16 protein-coding genes, 1 tRNA gene and 2 pseudogenes are annotated in these 16,131 nt (G+C 50.9%); 7 read left to right on the top strand and 12 right to left on the bottom strand.

Annotated features, from left to right (window positions below):
• Positions 1-9: 9 nt before the first annotated feature.
• Both GTU79_RS07140 and GTU79_RS07135 read right to left on the bottom strand, forming a co-directional pair.
• Entirely contained in the window at positions 10-810 is an 801-nt protein-coding gene (locus GTU79_RS07140) for a lysophospholipid acyltransferase family protein (RefSeq protein WP_203522361.1), read from the bottom strand.
• Positions 800-1,528: a beta-ketoacyl synthase chain length factor gene (locus GTU79_RS07135; RefSeq protein ID WP_203522362.1), complete on the bottom strand. Its 729-nt coding sequence runs from the start codon at positions 1,526-1,528 to the stop codon at positions 800-802. Before GTU79_RS07135 ends, GTU79_RS07140 begins: the two co-directional genes overlap by 11 nt.
• A 47-nt stretch (positions 1,529-1,575) precedes the next feature.
• On the opposite strand from GTU79_RS07135, the gene GTU79_RS07130 reads away from it, so the two are divergent.
• On the top strand, positions 1,576-1,914 hold the full coding sequence (locus GTU79_RS07130; RefSeq protein ID WP_214513806.1) for a hypothetical protein: 339 nt from the start codon (positions 1,576-1,578) through the stop codon (positions 1,912-1,914).
• A 136-nt stretch (positions 1,915-2,050) separates the two neighbouring features.
• Here GTU79_RS07130 and GTU79_RS07125 read toward each other — a convergent pair whose 3' ends face one another.
• Together GTU79_RS07125 and GTU79_RS07120 are read right to left on the bottom strand one after the other, a co-directional pair.
• A complete protein-coding gene (locus GTU79_RS07125; protein ID WP_214513805.1) occupies positions 2,051-2,437 on the bottom strand; it encodes a hypothetical protein in 387 nt (128 codons plus the stop codon).
• Positions 2,438-3,557: 1,120 nt separating this feature from the next.
• Positions 3,558-3,634 (bottom strand) — tRNA-Arg (locus tag GTU79_RS07120).
• 183 nt (positions 3,635-3,817) lie between these two features.
• On the opposite strand from GTU79_RS07120, the gene folD reads away from it, so the two are divergent.
• Positions 3,818-4,681, top strand: a complete 864-nt coding sequence (gene folD, locus GTU79_RS07115) for a bifunctional methylenetetrahydrofolate dehydrogenase/methenyltetrahydrofolate cyclohydrolase FolD (RefSeq protein WP_203522365.1) — start codon at positions 3,818-3,820, stop codon at positions 4,679-4,681.
• 12 nt (positions 4,682-4,693) lie between these two features.
• Positions 4,694-4,906, top strand: a complete 213-nt coding sequence (ybcJ, locus tag GTU79_RS07110; RefSeq protein WP_203522366.1) for a ribosome-associated protein YbcJ — start codon at positions 4,694-4,696, stop codon at positions 4,904-4,906.
• Positions 4,907-5,174: 268 nt separating this feature from the next.
• Here ybcJ and cysS read toward each other — a convergent pair.
• Positions 5,175-6,568, bottom strand: a pseudogene (gene cysS, locus GTU79_RS07105) (cysteine--tRNA ligase).
• Positions 6,569-6,926: 358 nt separating this feature from the next.
• Here cysS and ppiB point away from each other — a divergent pair.
• The 4 genes from ppiB to purK all read left to right on the top strand — a co-directional run bounded on the left by ppiB (position 6,927) and on the right by purK (position 9,983).
• Complete coding sequence (gene ppiB, locus GTU79_RS07100; RefSeq protein ID WP_132922886.1) at positions 6,927-7,421, top strand: peptidylprolyl isomerase B; 495 nt, start codon at positions 6,927-6,929, stop codon at positions 7,419-7,421.
• An 11-nt stretch (positions 7,422-7,432) separates the two neighbouring features.
• Positions 7,433-8,161, top strand: a complete 729-nt coding sequence (locus GTU79_RS07095) for a UDP-2,3-diacylglucosamine diphosphatase (protein ID WP_203522368.1) — start codon at positions 7,433-7,435, stop codon at positions 8,159-8,161.
• A 239-nt stretch (positions 8,162-8,400) separates the two neighbouring features.
• The gene (gene purE / locus GTU79_RS07090; RefSeq protein ID WP_203522369.1) at positions 8,401-8,910 is read left to right on the top strand and encodes a 5-(carboxyamino)imidazole ribonucleotide mutase; all 510 of its coding nucleotides are present in this window, start codon (positions 8,401-8,403) and stop codon (positions 8,908-8,910) included.
• On the top strand, positions 8,907-9,983 hold the full coding sequence (purK, locus tag GTU79_RS07085; protein WP_203522370.1) for a 5-(carboxyamino)imidazole ribonucleotide synthase: 1,077 nt from the start codon (positions 8,907-8,909) through the stop codon (positions 9,981-9,983). Before purE ends, purK begins: the two co-directional genes overlap by 4 nt.
• Before the next feature lie 222 nt (positions 9,984-10,205).
• Here the strand turns inward: purK and GTU79_RS07080 are convergent, their stop codons facing one another.
• The 7 genes and pseudogenes from GTU79_RS07080 to GTU79_RS07050 form a co-directional block, all read right to left on the bottom strand.
• Entirely contained in the window at positions 10,206-11,033 is an 828-nt protein-coding gene (locus GTU79_RS07080; RefSeq protein WP_338091490.1) for an ankyrin repeat domain-containing protein, read from the bottom strand.
• Positions 11,030-11,233: an ankyrin repeat domain-containing protein gene (locus GTU79_RS31320; RefSeq protein WP_214513803.1), complete on the bottom strand. Its 204-nt coding sequence runs from the start codon at positions 11,231-11,233 to the stop codon at positions 11,030-11,032. The genes GTU79_RS07080 and GTU79_RS31320 overlap by 4 nt, the downstream gene beginning before the upstream one ends.
• A 64-nt stretch (positions 11,234-11,297) precedes the next feature.
• A pseudogene (locus tag GTU79_RS31315) lies at positions 11,298-11,498 on the bottom strand (ankyrin repeat domain-containing protein); the annotation flags it as partial.
• Positions 11,408-11,671 carry an ankyrin repeat domain-containing protein gene (locus tag GTU79_RS31310; RefSeq protein WP_214513802.1) on the bottom strand — a complete coding sequence of 88 codons (264 nt, stop codon included), beginning with the start codon at positions 11,669-11,671 and terminating at the stop codon, positions 11,408-11,410. The gene GTU79_RS31310 and the pseudogene GTU79_RS31315, both read right to left, overlap by 91 nt.
• Before the next feature lie 523 nt (positions 11,672-12,194).
• A complete protein-coding gene (locus GTU79_RS07060; RefSeq protein ID WP_214513801.1) occupies positions 12,195-12,440 on the bottom strand; it encodes a hypothetical protein in 246 nt (81 codons plus the stop codon).
• A gap of 37 nt (positions 12,441-12,477) precedes the next feature.
• Entirely contained in the window at positions 12,478-13,050 is a 573-nt protein-coding gene (locus GTU79_RS07055; RefSeq protein WP_214513800.1) for a hypothetical protein, read from the bottom strand.
• Positions 13,051-13,788: 738 nt separating this feature from the next.
• Entirely contained in the window at positions 13,789-16,020 is a 2,232-nt protein-coding gene (locus tag GTU79_RS07050) for an NADP-dependent isocitrate dehydrogenase (RefSeq protein WP_203522374.1), read from the bottom strand.
• Between the last annotated feature and the right edge of the window lie 111 nt (positions 16,021-16,131).

Genomic DNA, 16,131 nt, shown 5'->3' with positions numbered 1-16,131 from the left:
ACATAAAAATTATAAAAGCTCCGGCGTTAACGCCTGCTGTAAAAAACGATTCAGATGCCGTACCGCTATGGGTTGCGTATCTTTTTCCTTTGTCATGAATGAACTGATACTGATGCGTTCACGAACGCTGACGGTAAAAAACGGTTTAGCCGGCGTGGTTTGGTACCATCGGCTCTCTTTGTTGAGGACCTGCTCGCTGCAATGGATATGCACAACCCGCAGATCGCAGCCGCATCGCACGGCGATATTGGCCGCGCCGCGCTTTAACACCGGCGCCGAACCATGGCGGGTTCGGGTGCCCTCGGGAAAAATCATGATGGTATCCCCGTTAAGCAGCCGCTGCCGGCAGGTCGCCACCAGCGTCTTTCCCTGGCTGTTAACCAAATAGTCCGCCGCGCGAATCACGCCGCGAAAGAAAAAGTGGTGGAGCAGATCGGCTTTAACCAGGCAGTCCACATCCGGCATGACGGAGGCCAGCAGCACATAATCGATAAGGGTCGGATGGTTTGCCACCACCAGACAACCGTGGTCATTTTGCAATGCCGCTATGCCGTCGATGCGGTAATCCAGCACACCCAATAGACGGGCAGTCCCGAGAAAAAGCCTGAAACTGGCGGAAATGCACCGACGCGCCAGCCTGCGGCGCTTCGACGCATCCCGCTGTATGATCAGCAACAGATTGAACCACACCAGGGACATCAACAATGCCCCCAGGCTAAACAGCGCTATGCAGCACCCGCCCATAAGCAGGCGCCAAAGGCGACTGAAAATGGTGGTCGCGACCCACGGCCGCAGAACCTTAGCCGCCATACCGGGTCCAGCGCCAAGCCAGACGCTCGCCGTAAATGACAAATCGCGGCTGTTCCGCCAGGGCGGCATGCAAAAACTGCAGGCTCTGGGCCATAGAGGGTTCTTCCCCCGCACTTGCCATATCGGACTCACAACTCATCGTCTTTCCCTTAGTTAATAATAAAGCGACCGCATAGGGATAACGGGGCATCTGGACCGGGATCGCATCTTGGTAAAATTCCGGTATTACACCATCAAAATCCACCAGCAAAATCCGTTCGTAACCGGCAGACTGCAAGGCAGCCGCCTCCACCAGACCTTGCTGAAAAGTATCCATGCCCGCAGCCAGAGAGGTAGTAACCAGCGGCATGGCGGCCGCGATAGTCAGGCTGCCCGCAGCAGCATTATGCACCGACATGGCGAAATCCGTTGGAGAGGTTTCTTCTTCTTGCGCCAAAGCTCGCAGAATTCTCAGGTTTCGCTCCAGTTCGCCGTGCCTGCTGGTAAATACTATGGCATCAACCTTCTGCCGACGCAGCAACGCCAGCCCGCAATCCACCGCCGCCCTGCTGCCGCTGTTCAGGCGTCGCGCCGTCATCATCGGCAGCTGATTGCATTTAGCCAGAGGCCTTTTCGGGTCGATAAACGCCGGAAGGCCGGCCCAGCGCAGCCATTCATCAGCCTCGCCAAGCCCGGGCGCACTGGCTTGCCAGTCAAGAAGTGAAAAGGTTAATTTCATAGGATTGTTCTTCTTCAAACGACAATTAACGGCTATAAGAGCAATAATTGCGTTTTATTGCCTTGCCCGCGGCGGACCCTTCGTTTTATAAGGGGCAAGCATCTTATCAGTCAGATGCGTTCGGCACCTTTGACTTCTCCCGCTCCGGCGCTTTCAGGCAGCATAGCCACAGCGCACCCTTGCTTACGATCGGATTCGTCTGCATCGGTGCTATTCATGTAAGGCCGGGCAAGCGCTTTATCACGGGAGAAAAAAAATTCCCCGACATCCCGTTCGTAATCATAGCAGCGCCTGGCCTATTTACCGGTCGCATCGCCAACGTTGTAAGGGTTTTGAAATACTTGCCCGCCCCCGCTGAAATAATTGATACAGGACAGAAAGGGTAAGGGGCAAGATACTGATTACCTTTAGTAAAAATTCATTGGCGGAACGGTCAGCACCGCCATAACCACCCTGCTGTCCGGCGATAGACGCCCCCGGCACGCCGCGATGGGCCGAATGGGCGGCATCCGGCCCGCTGTCCTATTCATTGACCTGCTGGGAAGAGAGCTTTAACTGGATATCGTGGTCAAGGTTTTGGATCCAGCGATTGTAGTTGCGATGGATTTGCCCATTACCCGCCTTCACATTCTGGCTGTTGACATAAGTGATGGCATAATCGGTAAGGGAATAGGTGATACGAATATCCGCCGTATGTTCACGCTGGCTGCGATGCCCGTTAATCACGCCGGGGGCAATGGGGGTCATCGCCCATTTACGTTCGGTGCCGGCCCGCAGGATAGCGTTTTTTATCTCATCAGCACTGAGATGGGCGGTGATGGACTCGGAAACATTCAATACCGGCACGGTACGCGCACAGCCGGTTAACGCAAAAACACAAACAACAGCATACAGCGAACTTTTTTCCATAATATTTACTTACACTTTTCAATCCCTGAGAGCTGGATAATATGTTATGTCCGCCGGGCGGGTCAATAATCTTTTTATATTACAACGTAGTGTAACACGATGGTGCATCGTCCACTCTGTGGGATCAAACCCAGGCTCAAATGGCGAGTCCATGCCCTGGTCCGGCCTCCTATCCCGTAGGGCCTATCACGGTTTAGCTCAATGATGGGGCCTCCCGCTTTCAAGACGTTCTCGCTTCCCACATCTCGATTTCCCATCCGCCTGAAGCAAAGAGACGGGGTGCCGTTTATTCAATCCCATGGGTAACAGCGGTGTAGTACAGCGCAGCATTAACCACATTTTTCTTAGCGCTAATGCAGACGAATATTTCAGTACAGTGGGAATTAGTGCGTAAAAAATAGAATCGCTTCAGAAACTAAACATAAGATTTACTTAAGTATTCTAATAATATATAGTCGCCTCCTACGGAATTTCCATTGATTATTTGAGTCGTTCGCCCGTTAACAAGCGGGCTCTTTTCTCTCATCGCATTTTACATCTTCTCAGAAAGACTTACTCAGCCATGACATAACCATACATTAGAACGGACATACTTATTACATCAACAACCCTCATCTCCTTGCCTTTTGTTGTGTGTATACTTGTTGCCCGCGTATGCGGGCTTTTTTAGCGTGCCAATTTTAATGACCTCCACGCCGCTATTTGTTGCAACTCCGAACGATTTCACTACAAAACCTGATCTTTATTTTGGTATCGTGCCATTGGCTTCACCCATGAAGCCAATTTCATTGTTTAAGACAGCCTTTTGCCCGCTTAAAACGTAGCGGGCATTTTTTATTTGCTATTCTGGGACATCGGATCGTTTTGAGTGATAACCTTAAATGAACTCCACCGTTAAATCGGAACGACTGATTGCCCGCGCTCCAGACCAAGACGATTTATCAGTTAAGATAATTATTTCATTATAGCTATGAGTTAAAACGCATGTGCCAGCTTGGCACTTAACCATTCAACATATATATCCTATAAACCGGATGCAATATAAGGCGGTAACAACGCACCAACGGCGCAAGGCGATAAAGAAGCGAGACTAAAGTCAGCATAGTCCGTTGATTGGAAATGGTACGCCCTACTGGATTCGAACCAGTGACCTACGGCTTAGAAGGCCGTTGCTCTATCCAACTGAGCTAAGGGCGCCCGACTGCGAAGATGCGGGATAATGCGGTTTGGATTATACGTAGCGGGCAGGTCGAGTCAATGGCTTTTCTGCCGACTGCTCGCATGATAAACAGCCTGATCGCATTCAGTGCCTGACAGCGGGCCGCGCTTCTGCCAAAATAGCCCATCTCGGCACGTTAAACAGATGGACTAGCGATTCTGATGGTAGCAAAACTCATTGATGGCAAATCGATTGCTCAACAGGTCAGGAATGACGTTGCCGCACGGGTAAAGCAGCGGCTGGTCACGGGTAAACGCGCGCCAGGGTTGGCGGTGGTGCTGGTGGGGGAAAACCCCGCATCTCAGATTTATGTCGCCAATAAACGCAAAGCCTGTGAGGATGTCGGTTTTGTCTCGCGCTCCTACAATTTACCTTCCACCGTCAGCGAAGCTGAACTGCTGTCGCTTATCGACCGGCTGAACGATGACGGACAGATCGACGGTATTCTGGTGCAGTTGCCGCTGCCGGCGGGCATGGATAATATCAATGTATTGGAACGCATCCGGCCGGATAAGGATGTGGACGGTTTCCATCCCTATAACGTCGGACGTTTGTGCCAGCGCGCGCCGCTGCTGCGTCCCTGCACGCCACGGGGCATCATTACCCTGCTGGAGCATTACAACATTGAAACCTTCGGCGTCAACGCCGTGGTGGTGGGCGCGTCCAATATCGTCGGCCGTCCCATGAGCATGGAACTACTGCTGGCCGGCTGTACGGTAACGGTGACCCATCGTTTCACCAAGGACTTGCAGCGGCATCTCGCGTATGCCGATATCCTGGTGGTGGCGGTGGGTAAACCCGGCCTGATTGCCGGAGAATGGATAAAACCGGGGGCGGTGGTGCTGGACGTGGGCGTTAACCGGCTGGATAACGGCAAGCTGGTCGGGGATGTGGATTTTGCCGTCGCCGCGCAGCGGGCATCCTATATTACGCCGGTACCCGGCGGCGTCGGCCCGATGACGGTGGCCACCTTGATTCAAAATACCTTGCAGGCATGTGAAGAATTTCACGATACAGCATCATAACGGCGGAATACGATGGAAACCTTTTCTCTAGCAGGCCACCCGCACATTGCTTTGTGCGATTTATTAAAATTCCAGGGATGGTGCCACAGCGGCGCGGCGGCGAAAACCGCCATCAACGGCCAACAGGTGAAAGTAGACGGGGTAATGGAGACCCGCAAGCGGTGTAAGGTTGTGATCAATCAGCAGGTGGAATTTCTCGGCCAGGTGGTGAAGATCGTTGAATAAACCTGCTTATTAACGAGAACTGCCGGCAGGACGGCGCTACTTTCCGCCCGGTTGGATTCAATCAACGCCAGGCAGGCAATCCGGGGATCAGACACTTGCCCTCTCCCCGGACCGCGTATCCTTCGGCATATTCCCCTACCCCTCCTGCAATAGTGAAATAATACCTCCCAACGGGTCCATACCATTGACCAACGCCTTAGAAGGCCGTTGCGCAATGGCGGCCGATCGCGGCCGGCTTGGGCCTTCTGGCGCGTTTTCGTTCGCCTTTCTAGCCGCGGCGCCAGATAGTGCCCTGAGCACTGTCTTCCAGTACGATACCCATGTCGGTGAGCTGTTTTCGCGCCTGGTCCGCCAGGGCCCAGTTTTTCTCTTTGCGGGCATCATTACGCTGTTTAATCAGGGCTTCAATCTGTGCGGTTTCGTCATCGTCGGTTTGGGCGCCGTGCTGCAGAAACTGTTCCGGGTCCTGGGACAGCAGGCCGAGAACATGGCCCAACTGGCGCAACGCGGCGGCCAGCCCCGCGGCTTCACGGGGATTCTCCGCCTTGAGGCGATTGACTTCCCGCGCCATTTCGAACAGTACCGAGTAGGCTTCCGGCGTATTGAAATCATCGTCCATGGCGGCAACGAACTGCGCCAGGAAAGCTTCGCCGCCCGCCGGCGGGGTTTGGGGATCGGCTCCGCGCAGGGCGATATAAAGACGTTCGAGGGAGGATCGCGCCTGCTTGAGGTTTTCCTCGCTGTAGTTCAATTGGCTGCGGTAATGTCCCGACATCAGGAAATAACGCACCGTTTCAGCGTCATAATATTTCAGCACATCACGCACGGTGAAAAAATTATTCAGGGATTTGGACATCTTTTCCCTGTCCACCATCACCATGCCGGAATGCATCCAGTAGTTCACATAGGGCCCCTCATGGGCACAGGTGGACTGGGCGATTTCATTTTCATGGTGGGGGAACATCAAATCCGATCCGCCGCCGTGAATATCAAAATGATTACCGAGCTGTTTGCAGTTCATGGCCGAACATTCGATATGCCAGCCCGGGCGGCCTTGCCCCCAGGGTGAAGGCCAACTGGGTTCGCCGGCCTTGGACATCTTCCACAGCACGAAGTCCATGGGGTTGCGTTTGACATCGGCCACTTCCACCCGCGCGCCGGCCTGAAGCTGTTCCAGGTCCTGGCGCGACAGCTCGCCATAGGACGGATCGGTATCCACGGCAAACATCACGTCTCCATTGGCGGCGATATAGGCGTGCTCCTTGCCGATGAGCGTTTCCACCATTTCGATGATATCCGCCATGTGGAACGTGGCGCGGGGTTCGCTGTCGGGGCGCGCGATATTCAGCTTATCGAAATCCCGATACATCTCGCCGATCATTCTGGAGGTGAGTTGATCGATGGTTTCTTTATTTTGCGCCGCGCGGTGAATAATCTTGTCGTCGATATCGGTGATATTTCGCACGTAATCCACTTCATACCCTTTGAAGCGCAGGTAGCGGGTGACGACGTCGAAAGCCACGAAGGTCCGGCCGTGGCCGATATGACAAAGGTCATAAACAGTGATACCGCACACGTACATACCGACTTTTCCGGCATGAATAGGTTTGAATTCCTCTTTTGTCTGGTCAGGGTATTAAAATCTTCAGCATCTACATTCATTCCATGGTAGTAACAGGTACGTGTGCATACCGACAGGTTTAGACAGATTGTTCATGCAACGGGGTATTGAACCCTGAAGACGTTGGGAATGCAAGACCAGGCGCCAAGCGAGCCCGGAGGGCTATGCCACGGACTATGCCATGATCGAAAAGCAACCGTTTTGCGGGGGATTTGGCCGGGCATATTAACAGAAACCGGTGTTATCTGCTGTGTATGCTGACTCCACGCCGGACTTATGTTATAAATTCGGTCTGTTTCCCTGGCAGTGAATATACCCGTCATCTTTCACGTTGCCGCCCTGGCGCAACATGAAATCAATAGGGTATAACTCCTTTTCTGACTCGTAGGACAACTATTTATGGTCACTTTCCACACTAATCACGGCGATATCGTCATTAATACTTTCGCCGACAAGGCACCGTTAACCGTCGAGAATTTCCTGAATTACTGCCGTAGCGGCTTTTATGATAATACCATTTTCCATCGTGTCATTAACGGTTTTATGATTCAAGGCGGCGGTTTTGAGCCAGGCATGGCGCAAAAAGCCACCAAGGCGACCATCAAAAACGAGGCCAACAACGGTTTGAAAAACAACCGCGGCACGCTTGCAATGGCGCGGACCAACGATCCCCATTCCGCCACCGCGCAGTTTTTCATTAACCTGGTGGACAATGACTTTTTGAATTTCCGCTCTGAAAATGCCGACGGCTGGGGCTATTGCGTTTTCGCCGAAGTCTCCGACGGCCTGGATGTAGTGGATAAAATCAAAAATGTCCCCACCGGCCGCAGCGGCATGCATCAGGATGTGCCTAAAGAAGATGTCATTATCACCAGCGTGACGGTGGAAGAATAAACACTGCTGCAATGGCAACCTTATTTATTGCGGATCTTCATCTAAGTCATAAAGAACCGGCGATCACCGCCGGTTTTCTGCATTTTTTACAGCGGCAAGCGATCCACGCCGACGCGCTCTATATCCTGGGCGACCTGTTCGAGGCCTGGATTGGGGACGACGATCCCGCGCCGCTGCATCGCGAAGTCGCCGCGGCGTTGCACGCGCTGCATAAAAAGGGCATCCCGTGCTTTTTTATCCACGGCAACCGTGATTTCCTGCTGGGCCGGCGTTTCGCCGATGCCTGCGGCATGACCATACTGCCCGAAGAGCAACGACTGGAATTATACGATCGCCGAATCCTTGTTTTGCACGGAGATACCCTGTGTACCGATGATGTGCGCTATCAGCGTTACCGGCGACGCGTCAACCGGCATTGGCTGCAGCGATTATTTCTGGCGCTGCCGCTGCGCTGGCGCCTGCGAATCGCCGATCGGATGCGCGCCGGCAGCCGGCAGGCCAACCAGGCAAAATCCCCGGACATCATGGATGTCAACCCGCAGGCGGTGGCCGCCGTCGCCGAGCGCCATGGAGTGGACTGGCTGATTCACGGCCATACCCACCGCCCGGCCATCCACATCCAGCAACTGTCCTCGGGCCAGCTCCATCGGGCGGTGCTGGGCGCCTGGCACCATCAGGGTTCCATGATCAAGGTCAGCCGGGAGAGTATCGAACTGATTGAATTCCCTTTCGAGGGATAGCCGGCGCAAAATTCTTTCCTCCCATACGTCAGCTATGTCTGAAACAGGTGCTGGGAATGTTATCGGCGCCTCTTTTCCATTGGTCCGCGTTAGGTGATATATGTGATCTATAATTCTGCTTTAACAGGATACGCAACCGTTTTCCTCGCCCGTGACACATGATATGCTCTACGCCCTCTTTTACCGGCATCCCGGCGTGACGGGGGTCGTTTTAGCGCAACCACAGGAGCATTCCGTCCATGCAAGCCAATCCTGCCCTGGCAAAAATCGCCATCGTTATGGGATCCAAAAGCGACTGGGGAACCATGCAGTTCGCCGCGGACATTCTCACTTCCCTGCAGGTCCCCTTTCAGGCGGAAATCGTCTCTGCGCACCGCACGCCGGATAAGCTGTTTGAATATGCCCAGGGAGCGGCGGCGGCGGGAATCCAGGTGATCATCGCCGGGGCGGGGGGCGCGGCCCACCTGCCGGGCATGTTGGCGGCAAAAACCCTGCTGCCGGTGCTGGGGGTGCCGGTGCAGAGCGCGGCGCTGAGCGGCGTGGACAGCCTTTATTCCATCGTGCAGATGCCTCGCGGCATACCGGTGGGCACCCTGGCCATCGGCAAGGCCGGCGCCGCCAATGCCGCATTGCTGGCGGCACAGATACTTGCTTTGCATGACCAGGCGTTGTCGGACCGTTTGGCGGCCTGGCGGCAGGCGCAAACCGATGAGGTTCTGGCCCATCCCGACCCGCGGGAGGATGCATGAAGCCGGTTTGTGTTTTAGGCAACGGCCAGCTGGGGCGCATGCTGCGTCAGGCAGGCGAACCCCTGGGCATACAGGTATTCCCGGTGGGTCTGGAGGCGGAGCCTGAATCGGTGCCGTTCCAGCAAAGCGTGATTACCGCTGAAATCGAACGCTGGCCCGAAACGCCGCTGACCCTGGAGCTGGCGCGCCATAAGGCGTTTGTTAACCGGGATATTTTTCCGCGTCTGGCTGACCGCCTGACGCAAAAACAATTGCTGGACCAGCTCGGGCTGTCCACCGCGCCATGGGAAGAGCTCAGTGGGGCGGCGCAGTGGCCGCAGGTGTTCAATTCCTTTGGTGATTTGGCTATCGTCAAACGCCGCGTGGGCGGTTATGACGGACGCGGTCAGTGGCGACTCACTCCCGGCGAAGAAGCGGACCTGCCTCAAGAGTGTTATGGAAGCTGTATTGTCGAACAGGGCATCCCCTTCTCCGGCGAGGTATCGTTAATCGGCGCCCGCGGGTTTGACGGCGGCAGCGTTTTTTATCCGCTGACCCATAACCTGCATCAGGACGGCATCCTGCGCGCCAGCGTCGCGCTACCGCAGCCGGACGCCGCGTTGCAGCATCGGGCGGAGCTTATGCTGTCGGCCATTATGCATGAACTGAATTACGTCGGCGTGATGGCGATGGAGTGTTTTATTCTCGGCAATGATTTATTGATTAACGAGCTGGCGCCGCGGGTGCACAACAGCGGCCACTGGACGCAAAACGGCGCCTCCATCAGCCAGTTCGAGCTGCATTTGCGCGCCATCCTGGATTTACCGCTGCCAAAACCGGTTGTCAACGCGCCGTCGGTGATGGTGAATCTAATCGGAACAGGCGTCGACGAAAGCTGGCTTAAGGATGCCCTGGTGCATTTGCACTGGTATGAGAAAGAGGTGCGTCCCGGTCGTAAGGTGGGCCACCTTAACCTCAATCATCCCGACCGTGATGTTTTGCATCGCAGCCTTACGCGGTTGGCGCCACAGTTGCCAGAGGAGTATCAGCGCGGGCTGCATTGGGCGCAGCAACGGCTGGCAGAGCTGCTGTGATCTTGCCGTCGCTTGACCAATAAAGGCCTTTTTATCGGGCCTGAAGCATTTGACTAAATAGCTTTGCGCATTAATGCTTCACTTCTCATCGTGCAGGGCCAGCGCTGGCGGGATGTCATCTCCCGCAAGTGTAGCGCTAATATGAAAAGCTATTTAGGTGCCGCCGGTGAGAGAAATGCTCTCTCCGATTCGATTTAAATATATAGCCGATACAGGCTACTTTTAGTAGTACGGCAATCTGAACCAGCTTATTTTATTCATCAAATTCACGGGTGACATTATTCTTTTTGTTTTTATGGCCAAGTTCAGTATTTTCGCTATGATTAAAAGCTTTGCCGTATTATAGTCCGATTTATTAATAGCCATGAAAAAAGCAGTTTTGCCAATGAGATCTTTCACGTTTGAATCGATGTCTTTACGCTTAACAAATAATTCAATGAATTCTGTATGACCTCCTATTATAGCCACCATTAGCGCAGTCTCTCCCTTGAGGTTTGCTTTATTGATATCAACAGTCGCACAATCAAGCAATAATTTCACAATCTCAATATGCTTATGTTCCGTTGCGACAATCAGGGCGGTCGAACCATTCCTGTTTACACAGTTAATGTCAATCTCCGTTCTGTTAAGAAGTGATTTTACCATGTCTTTGCGCCCAGAACGCACAGCGAGCATTAAAGCAGAATCGCCTCTTTTCAGGTAATTGATATCAATATCCATTCTATTAAGCAATAATTTTACTGTTTCGTTGCACCCCCTACTCACAGCGAGCGTTAAAGCAGAATTGCCAAAATAATCAGTAAGGTTGGTATCAATATCCGTGTTATCAAGCATTAATTTTACGATTTCACTGTGCCCTTTGTCGGCCGCGCGCATTAAAGCAGAATATCCAGATTCATTTATATGGTTAATTTTGATATCCCTCATCTTAAGCAACAACTTTACAATTTCACTATATCCTTTCTCCGCCGCGCCTATTAAAGCGGAATATCCATTTTCAGTGGCATGATTAATGTTAATTCCCGCCCTATTAAGCAGTTCTTCAACTATTTCATTGTGCCCCTAGACGCAGCAAGAATTAAAGCAGATAACCCCACTTTATTCGTATGGTTGATATCTATATCACTTCTATTCAGTAACCACTCTGTTGTCTCACGCTGTCCCAACGCAGCAGCGTAGATCAATGCTGAATCGCCCGTTTTATCAGCAGCGCCTACATTGATTGATCCATGATCAAGTAATAATTTCACTATTTTATTTTGATTTTTAATATTGCTTTATTTAAAGCTGTAACTCCATCATCATTTTCAAGATTTATTTGAATCTCCGGCCTTTTATTATCCATTCTACCACTTTTGTTTGTCCAGTCGCTGCAGCCAATATCAAAGAAGAATTTCCAGAACTGTCCACTTGATTTATATTTATCAACTCACAGTTAAGTAATAATTTGATAATTTCACCATGTTTTTCCTTAATTGCGGTAGACAGAGCGGTGGCCCCATCCTTATTTTGTAGTTGAAATCAATCTCTGCTCTTTTAAGCAGCGATTGAACTAAATTAATTTGATTACCATGAACCGCGTGTAATAAAACGCTGTTTGTATTAAAATCCACTTGATTAACATCAACATCTTGTCTGGTCAGTAGCAATTCGGCGATTTGAAAATTCTGGTATATAGCAGCCAGCATTAAAGGTGTTTGTCCACGATCATCCTTACAATCAGCGATAATGCTTTTTCATTTAACAACAAAGAAGACATTTCGAAACTTTGCTTTACGACAGCCAAATGCAAAGCGCTGCGGTTTCTATTGTCTTTATCATTGATATTAACGTTAGATTTTTCAATATTTTTTAGCCATATCCATATCTGTATAATTAATTGACAACATAAGTATGGTGTGGCCATTTTAGAACGAAAAGTATTATCAATTTCTGAATCTTTCAAAAAATCGTCAGTGCCGCATAGATTTTTCACTGTCACAGGATGTGAAGACAGGCAATGTTTGGCTAACCCATTCAGGTTGAAAATGAATGCTAATTTCGTTTAAATCTGTATTATTAATTGTGAAAAGCAACAATTCATCTTCGATTGACCCAGCTATTTTTTCCCGCTCAACACGCCGAGAGACATAGGTTTACGGATATTATGCTCTTTGTCTTCAAAAATAAAACCGCCGGCATTAACTATTTCAAACTTATCATCACGAATCATCATGGTTTTGCGTAACCAGAAGGACTCTGTTCCGATGATAACGTTTCAGCTAAGGCACAGTTAATGGCATCTGCATTAGGCTTTAATGACATACAATAATCATTGTTGCAGGAAACAATATCCTCCTCTTTTAGAAAATCAGATATTGATTTAATATATTTTATGATATCAACATAGCCTTCATTCGTCAGAATTGTATAATCATTATCCTTATGATTTCCTTTTTTGCCGCGATATCTTGGCATGTTTGATAAACTTCAAGACCATAATCTGATATCATTCTCAGATACGAGACAACCTGAAAAGATCTTCTTTTAAATAGTTAAAATTAATTTTAATCAAATTCTTCTGATCTTGTGAGATGAAGATATCGGTTACGGGTGCACCTATACTCCATTCCGTATCTTCTAAGAGTTGCTGATATGCATTGGCATAATGTATTTCCATTTCTTCTGACTTGCTGCCATGATGGTGCCTGACAAAATTTGCGACAAGTGAAATAATAAGATTATTCCGAAAATCTTTGCATTTATTCAACGTTCCTCCGCCGGTATGATATTTAACTCTTGTGCATGCATTGGATATGTTGCTTATGGCACCCGTTGTGCAAACATCCAAGCCGGCAAACATGTTTTCGATGATATCCTTAAAAATATAAGAGAATTTTTCTTTATCAATATTGCTTAAAAGTTCAAGAAACCGACCCAGTTGACCATAAACCATTTCTTTATTTTCATCGGCAATGAAATCAGGCTCTTCAATCAATGACATAAAATGATTAATTTGCGATGAGAATTTATCTCCAACACCCGCCTTCCCGGCGATATAAATTAAATCATCTCGGGTTTGTTTCATGTAATCATCAAAAACGTCGTTTCAAATAAGTTAATGTCGTCATTATCCTTTCGAAAGGAAAGTCTGGGTTTCTCAATCTCACTACTTGAATGAGGTGCTGAAACATGCGTAATGTCATGTTGACTATGATGAATAAACGAAGCATTTATATTGTTATTTGGCATATAATAAACCTCAAAACGTTATTTATTGATTAATATTCAAAATAACCAGAATTAATTAAATAGTTGTGCAAAAGAGAGCAAAAATAATCAATCCAATTAAAATAATTTGATCAATTGGCAAATTCAACAAATCACCAAAACTAAGCGCTGCCGATCATAGCATTCATACCTGATGAAAAGTGATAACTTTTATGATTTATTATTTACATAATCTAACTTCACGTTCGCCTCTTTATAAAATTTAATAAATGCAAATACAAAATAAGCACAGTAAAGCTAAAAGTATTTTATAGTTATCACAAGCTCCGCGATTTAACAATAACATGCAGGGCTATCCACACTTATTTTCCCATCATGTTATTTTGGTTAAATCACATGGATGAATTCTGAGATACGCGCAAAAGCCGATACCTGGCCGCGCGAATGCTGGGAATAACGTCTGTGAATGGGGTGTCTTTAGAAGGGATATACCGTGTAGCAAAAGCCCTGCGAAATTCAGGACCAATGGAAAACCGCTCTGGACCCGGGACGTCCCAAGGTCAGGACGTCCCTTCACAGGACGTCCGTTCTATAGTTAGGCCATTACCGCCTTTACCGCGTTGTTCAAGGTGGCGCTCGGGCACATGGCCTGACTTGCCAGCGCCGGGTCCGGATGATAATAACCGCCGATATCCACCGGTTTGCCCTGCACCTGGTTCAGTTCCGCGACAATCTGCTGTTCGTTGTCGGCAAGAGTCGCGGCGAAGGCGGCAAATTGCTGTTTCAGAGCCGGGTCTTCGTTTTGCTCCGCCAGCGCCTGGGCCCAGTACAGCGCCAGGTAGAAGTGGCTGCCCCGGTTATCCAGTTCGCCGGTCTTGCGTGACGGCGATTTATTGGTATCGAGGAATTTACCGTTGGCCTGATCCAGGGTTTTCGCCAGGATTTTCGCCTTGGGGTTATTGCCGGCGATGCCGACGTGCTCCAGTGATGCCGCCAACGCCAGGAATTCACCCAGCGAGTCCCAGCGCAGATGATTCTCCTGCAGGAACTGCTGGACGTGCTTCGGCGCCGAGCCGCCCGCGCCGGTCTCGAACAACCCGCCGCCGGCCATCAGCGGCACGATGGACAGCATCTTGGCGCTGGTGCCCAGCTCCATGATGGGGAACAGGTCGGTGAGATAGTCCCGCAGCACATTGCCGGTGACGGAGATGGTGTCTTTACCGGCCCGGATACGTTCAAGAGAGAAGCGGGTGGCTTCCACCGGCGACATGATGCGGATGTCCAGGCCGGAGGTGTCGTGATCCTTCAGATAGCGCTGCACTTTTTCAATCATGCGGGCGTCATGGGCGCGGGCCGGATCCAGCCAGAACACCGCCGGGGTATTTGATTCGCGGGCCCGCGTAACCGCCAGCTTCACCCAATCGCGGATCGGCGCGTCTTTGGCCTGGCACATACGCCAGATATCACCGGCTTCAACATTGTGTTCAAGCAAGACCCGGCCGGATTCGTCGGTCACCCGTACCACGCCGTCCGCCGGAATCTGGAAGGTCTTGTCATGGGAGCCGTACTCTTCGGCCTGCTGGGCCATCAGGCCGACGTTGGGCACCGTGCCAAGGGTAGTGGGATCGAAGGCGCCGTGCTGTTTGCAATCGTCGATGACCACCTGATAGATGTCGGCGTAGCAGCGATCGGGAATCACTGCCTTGGTGTCGTGCAATTGACCGTCGGGTCCCCACATTTTGCCGGAATCGCGGATCATCGCCGGCATGGAGGCATCCACTATCACATCGCTGGGCACATGCAGATTGGTGATGCCCTTATCGGAATTCACCATCGCCAACTGAGGGCGTCGGGCATAGAGGGCGTCGATATCCTGCTTGATGGCTTGCTGTTTTTCCGCCGGCAGGGCGTTGATTTTGGCATACAAATCGCCGATACCGTTATTGGCGGAAAAGCCCAGGGATTTCAGGTCGTCAGCGTAGCGGTCCAGCACATCTTTAAAGAATTCGCTCACCGCGATGCCGAACATGATGGGATCGGAGACTTTCATCATGGTGGCTTTCAAATGCAGCGACAGCAGCACTCCCCGGCGCTTGGCGTCCTGAATCTGCTCATCGATAAAGCTGCTCAGGGCCTTTTTGCCCATCACCGACGCATCGATAAGCTCAGCGGCTTTTACCGCCGTCTTCGCCTTCAGGACCTTGACGGCGCCGTCTTTGCCCACCAGCTCGATTTTAACGCTGCCGTCATGGTCGATAAGCGCCGTTTTTTCGCTGCCGTAAAAATCACCGGCGGTCATATGCGCCACATGGGTTTGGGAATCGGCGGACCAAGGGCCCATGCGATGCGGATGTTTGCGGGCGTAACTTTTCACCGACAGCGGCGCGCGCCGATCGGAGTTGCCTTCGCGCAGAACCGGATTCACCGCGCTGCCCTTGATTTTGTCATAACGTGTTTTGGCATCTTTTTCCGCATCGGTCTTCGGCTCATCCACATAGTCCGGAACCGCGAAACCCTGCTCCTGCAACTCTTTAATGGCGGCCTTCAGCTGCGGCAGCGAAGCGCTGATATTGGGAAGCTTGATAATATTGGCCTGCGGCGTGACAGCCAATTGGCCCAGCTCCGCCAAATGATCGGAGATGCGTTGATGAGCCTGCAGATTTTCGGGGAAGTTGGCAATTATGCGGCCGGCCAACGAGATATCGCGCGTTTCCACGGCGATGCCCAAAGATTGGGTGAACGCCTGAACGATTGGCAGCAGAGAATAGGTCGCCAGCGCCGGCGCCTCGTCAGTGAGCGTATAGATTATTTTAGACGTTGTGGACATTTATTATTTTAACTCCTCAAACCGTATTTTAGTATGACGCCTGGCCGTTACTGTGCAGTAGGCGTGCGGTGGCTGTCAACCTGGTTGTCACTTGCCTGGGGATTTTTTGTT

The organism is Sodalis ligni, from assembly GCF_016865525.2.
Classification (GTDB): Bacteria; Pseudomonadota; Gammaproteobacteria; order Enterobacterales; family Enterobacteriaceae; genus Acerihabitans; species Acerihabitans ligni.
The sequence above is the reverse complement of the archived record's forward strand: the minus strand, read 5'-3'. Positions and strand labels throughout refer to the sequence as shown.

Excerpts from the sequence above, each read along its gene's own strand:
- GTU79_RS07140 (WP_203522361.1), bottom strand. The coding sequence starts at position 810 with ATGGCGGCTAAGGTTCTGCGGCCGTGGGTCGCGACCACCATTTTCAGT.
- GTU79_RS07135 (WP_203522362.1), bottom strand. The coding sequence starts at position 1,528 with ATGAAATTAACCTTTTCACTTCTTGACTGGCAAGCCAGTGCGCCCGGG.
- GTU79_RS07125 (WP_214513805.1), bottom strand. The coding sequence starts at position 2,437 with ATGGAAAAAAGTTCGCTGTATGCTGTTGTTTGTGTTTTTGCGTTAACC.
- folD (WP_203522365.1), top strand. The coding sequence starts at position 3,818 with ATGGTAGCAAAACTCATTGATGGCAAATCGATTGCTCAACAGGTCAGG.
- ybcJ (WP_203522366.1), top strand. The coding sequence starts at position 4,694 with ATGGAAACCTTTTCTCTAGCAGGCCACCCGCACATTGCTTTGTGCGAT.
- ppiB (WP_132922886.1), top strand. The coding sequence starts at position 6,927 with ATGGTCACTTTCCACACTAATCACGGCGATATCGTCATTAATACTTTC.
- GTU79_RS07095 (WP_203522368.1), top strand. The coding sequence starts at position 7,433 with ATGGCAACCTTATTTATTGCGGATCTTCATCTAAGTCATAAAGAACCG.
- purE (WP_203522369.1), top strand. The coding sequence starts at position 8,401 with ATGCAAGCCAATCCTGCCCTGGCAAAAATCGCCATCGTTATGGGATCC.
- purK (WP_203522370.1), top strand. The coding sequence starts at position 8,907 with ATGAAGCCGGTTTGTGTTTTAGGCAACGGCCAGCTGGGGCGCATGCTG.
- GTU79_RS31310 (WP_214513802.1), bottom strand. The coding sequence starts at position 11,671 with ATGCTGGCTGCTATATACCAGAATTTTCAAATCGCCGAATTGCTACTG.
- GTU79_RS07060 (WP_214513801.1), bottom strand. The coding sequence starts at position 12,440 with ATGCCAAGATATCGCGGCAAAAAAGGAAATCATAAGGATAATGATTAT.
- GTU79_RS07055 (WP_214513800.1), bottom strand. The coding sequence starts at position 13,050 with ATGAAACAAACCCGAGATGATTTAATTTATATCGCCGGGAAGGCGGGT.
- GTU79_RS07050 (WP_203522374.1), bottom strand. The coding sequence starts at position 16,020 with ATGTCCACAACGTCTAAAATAATCTATACGCTCACTGACGAGGCGCCG.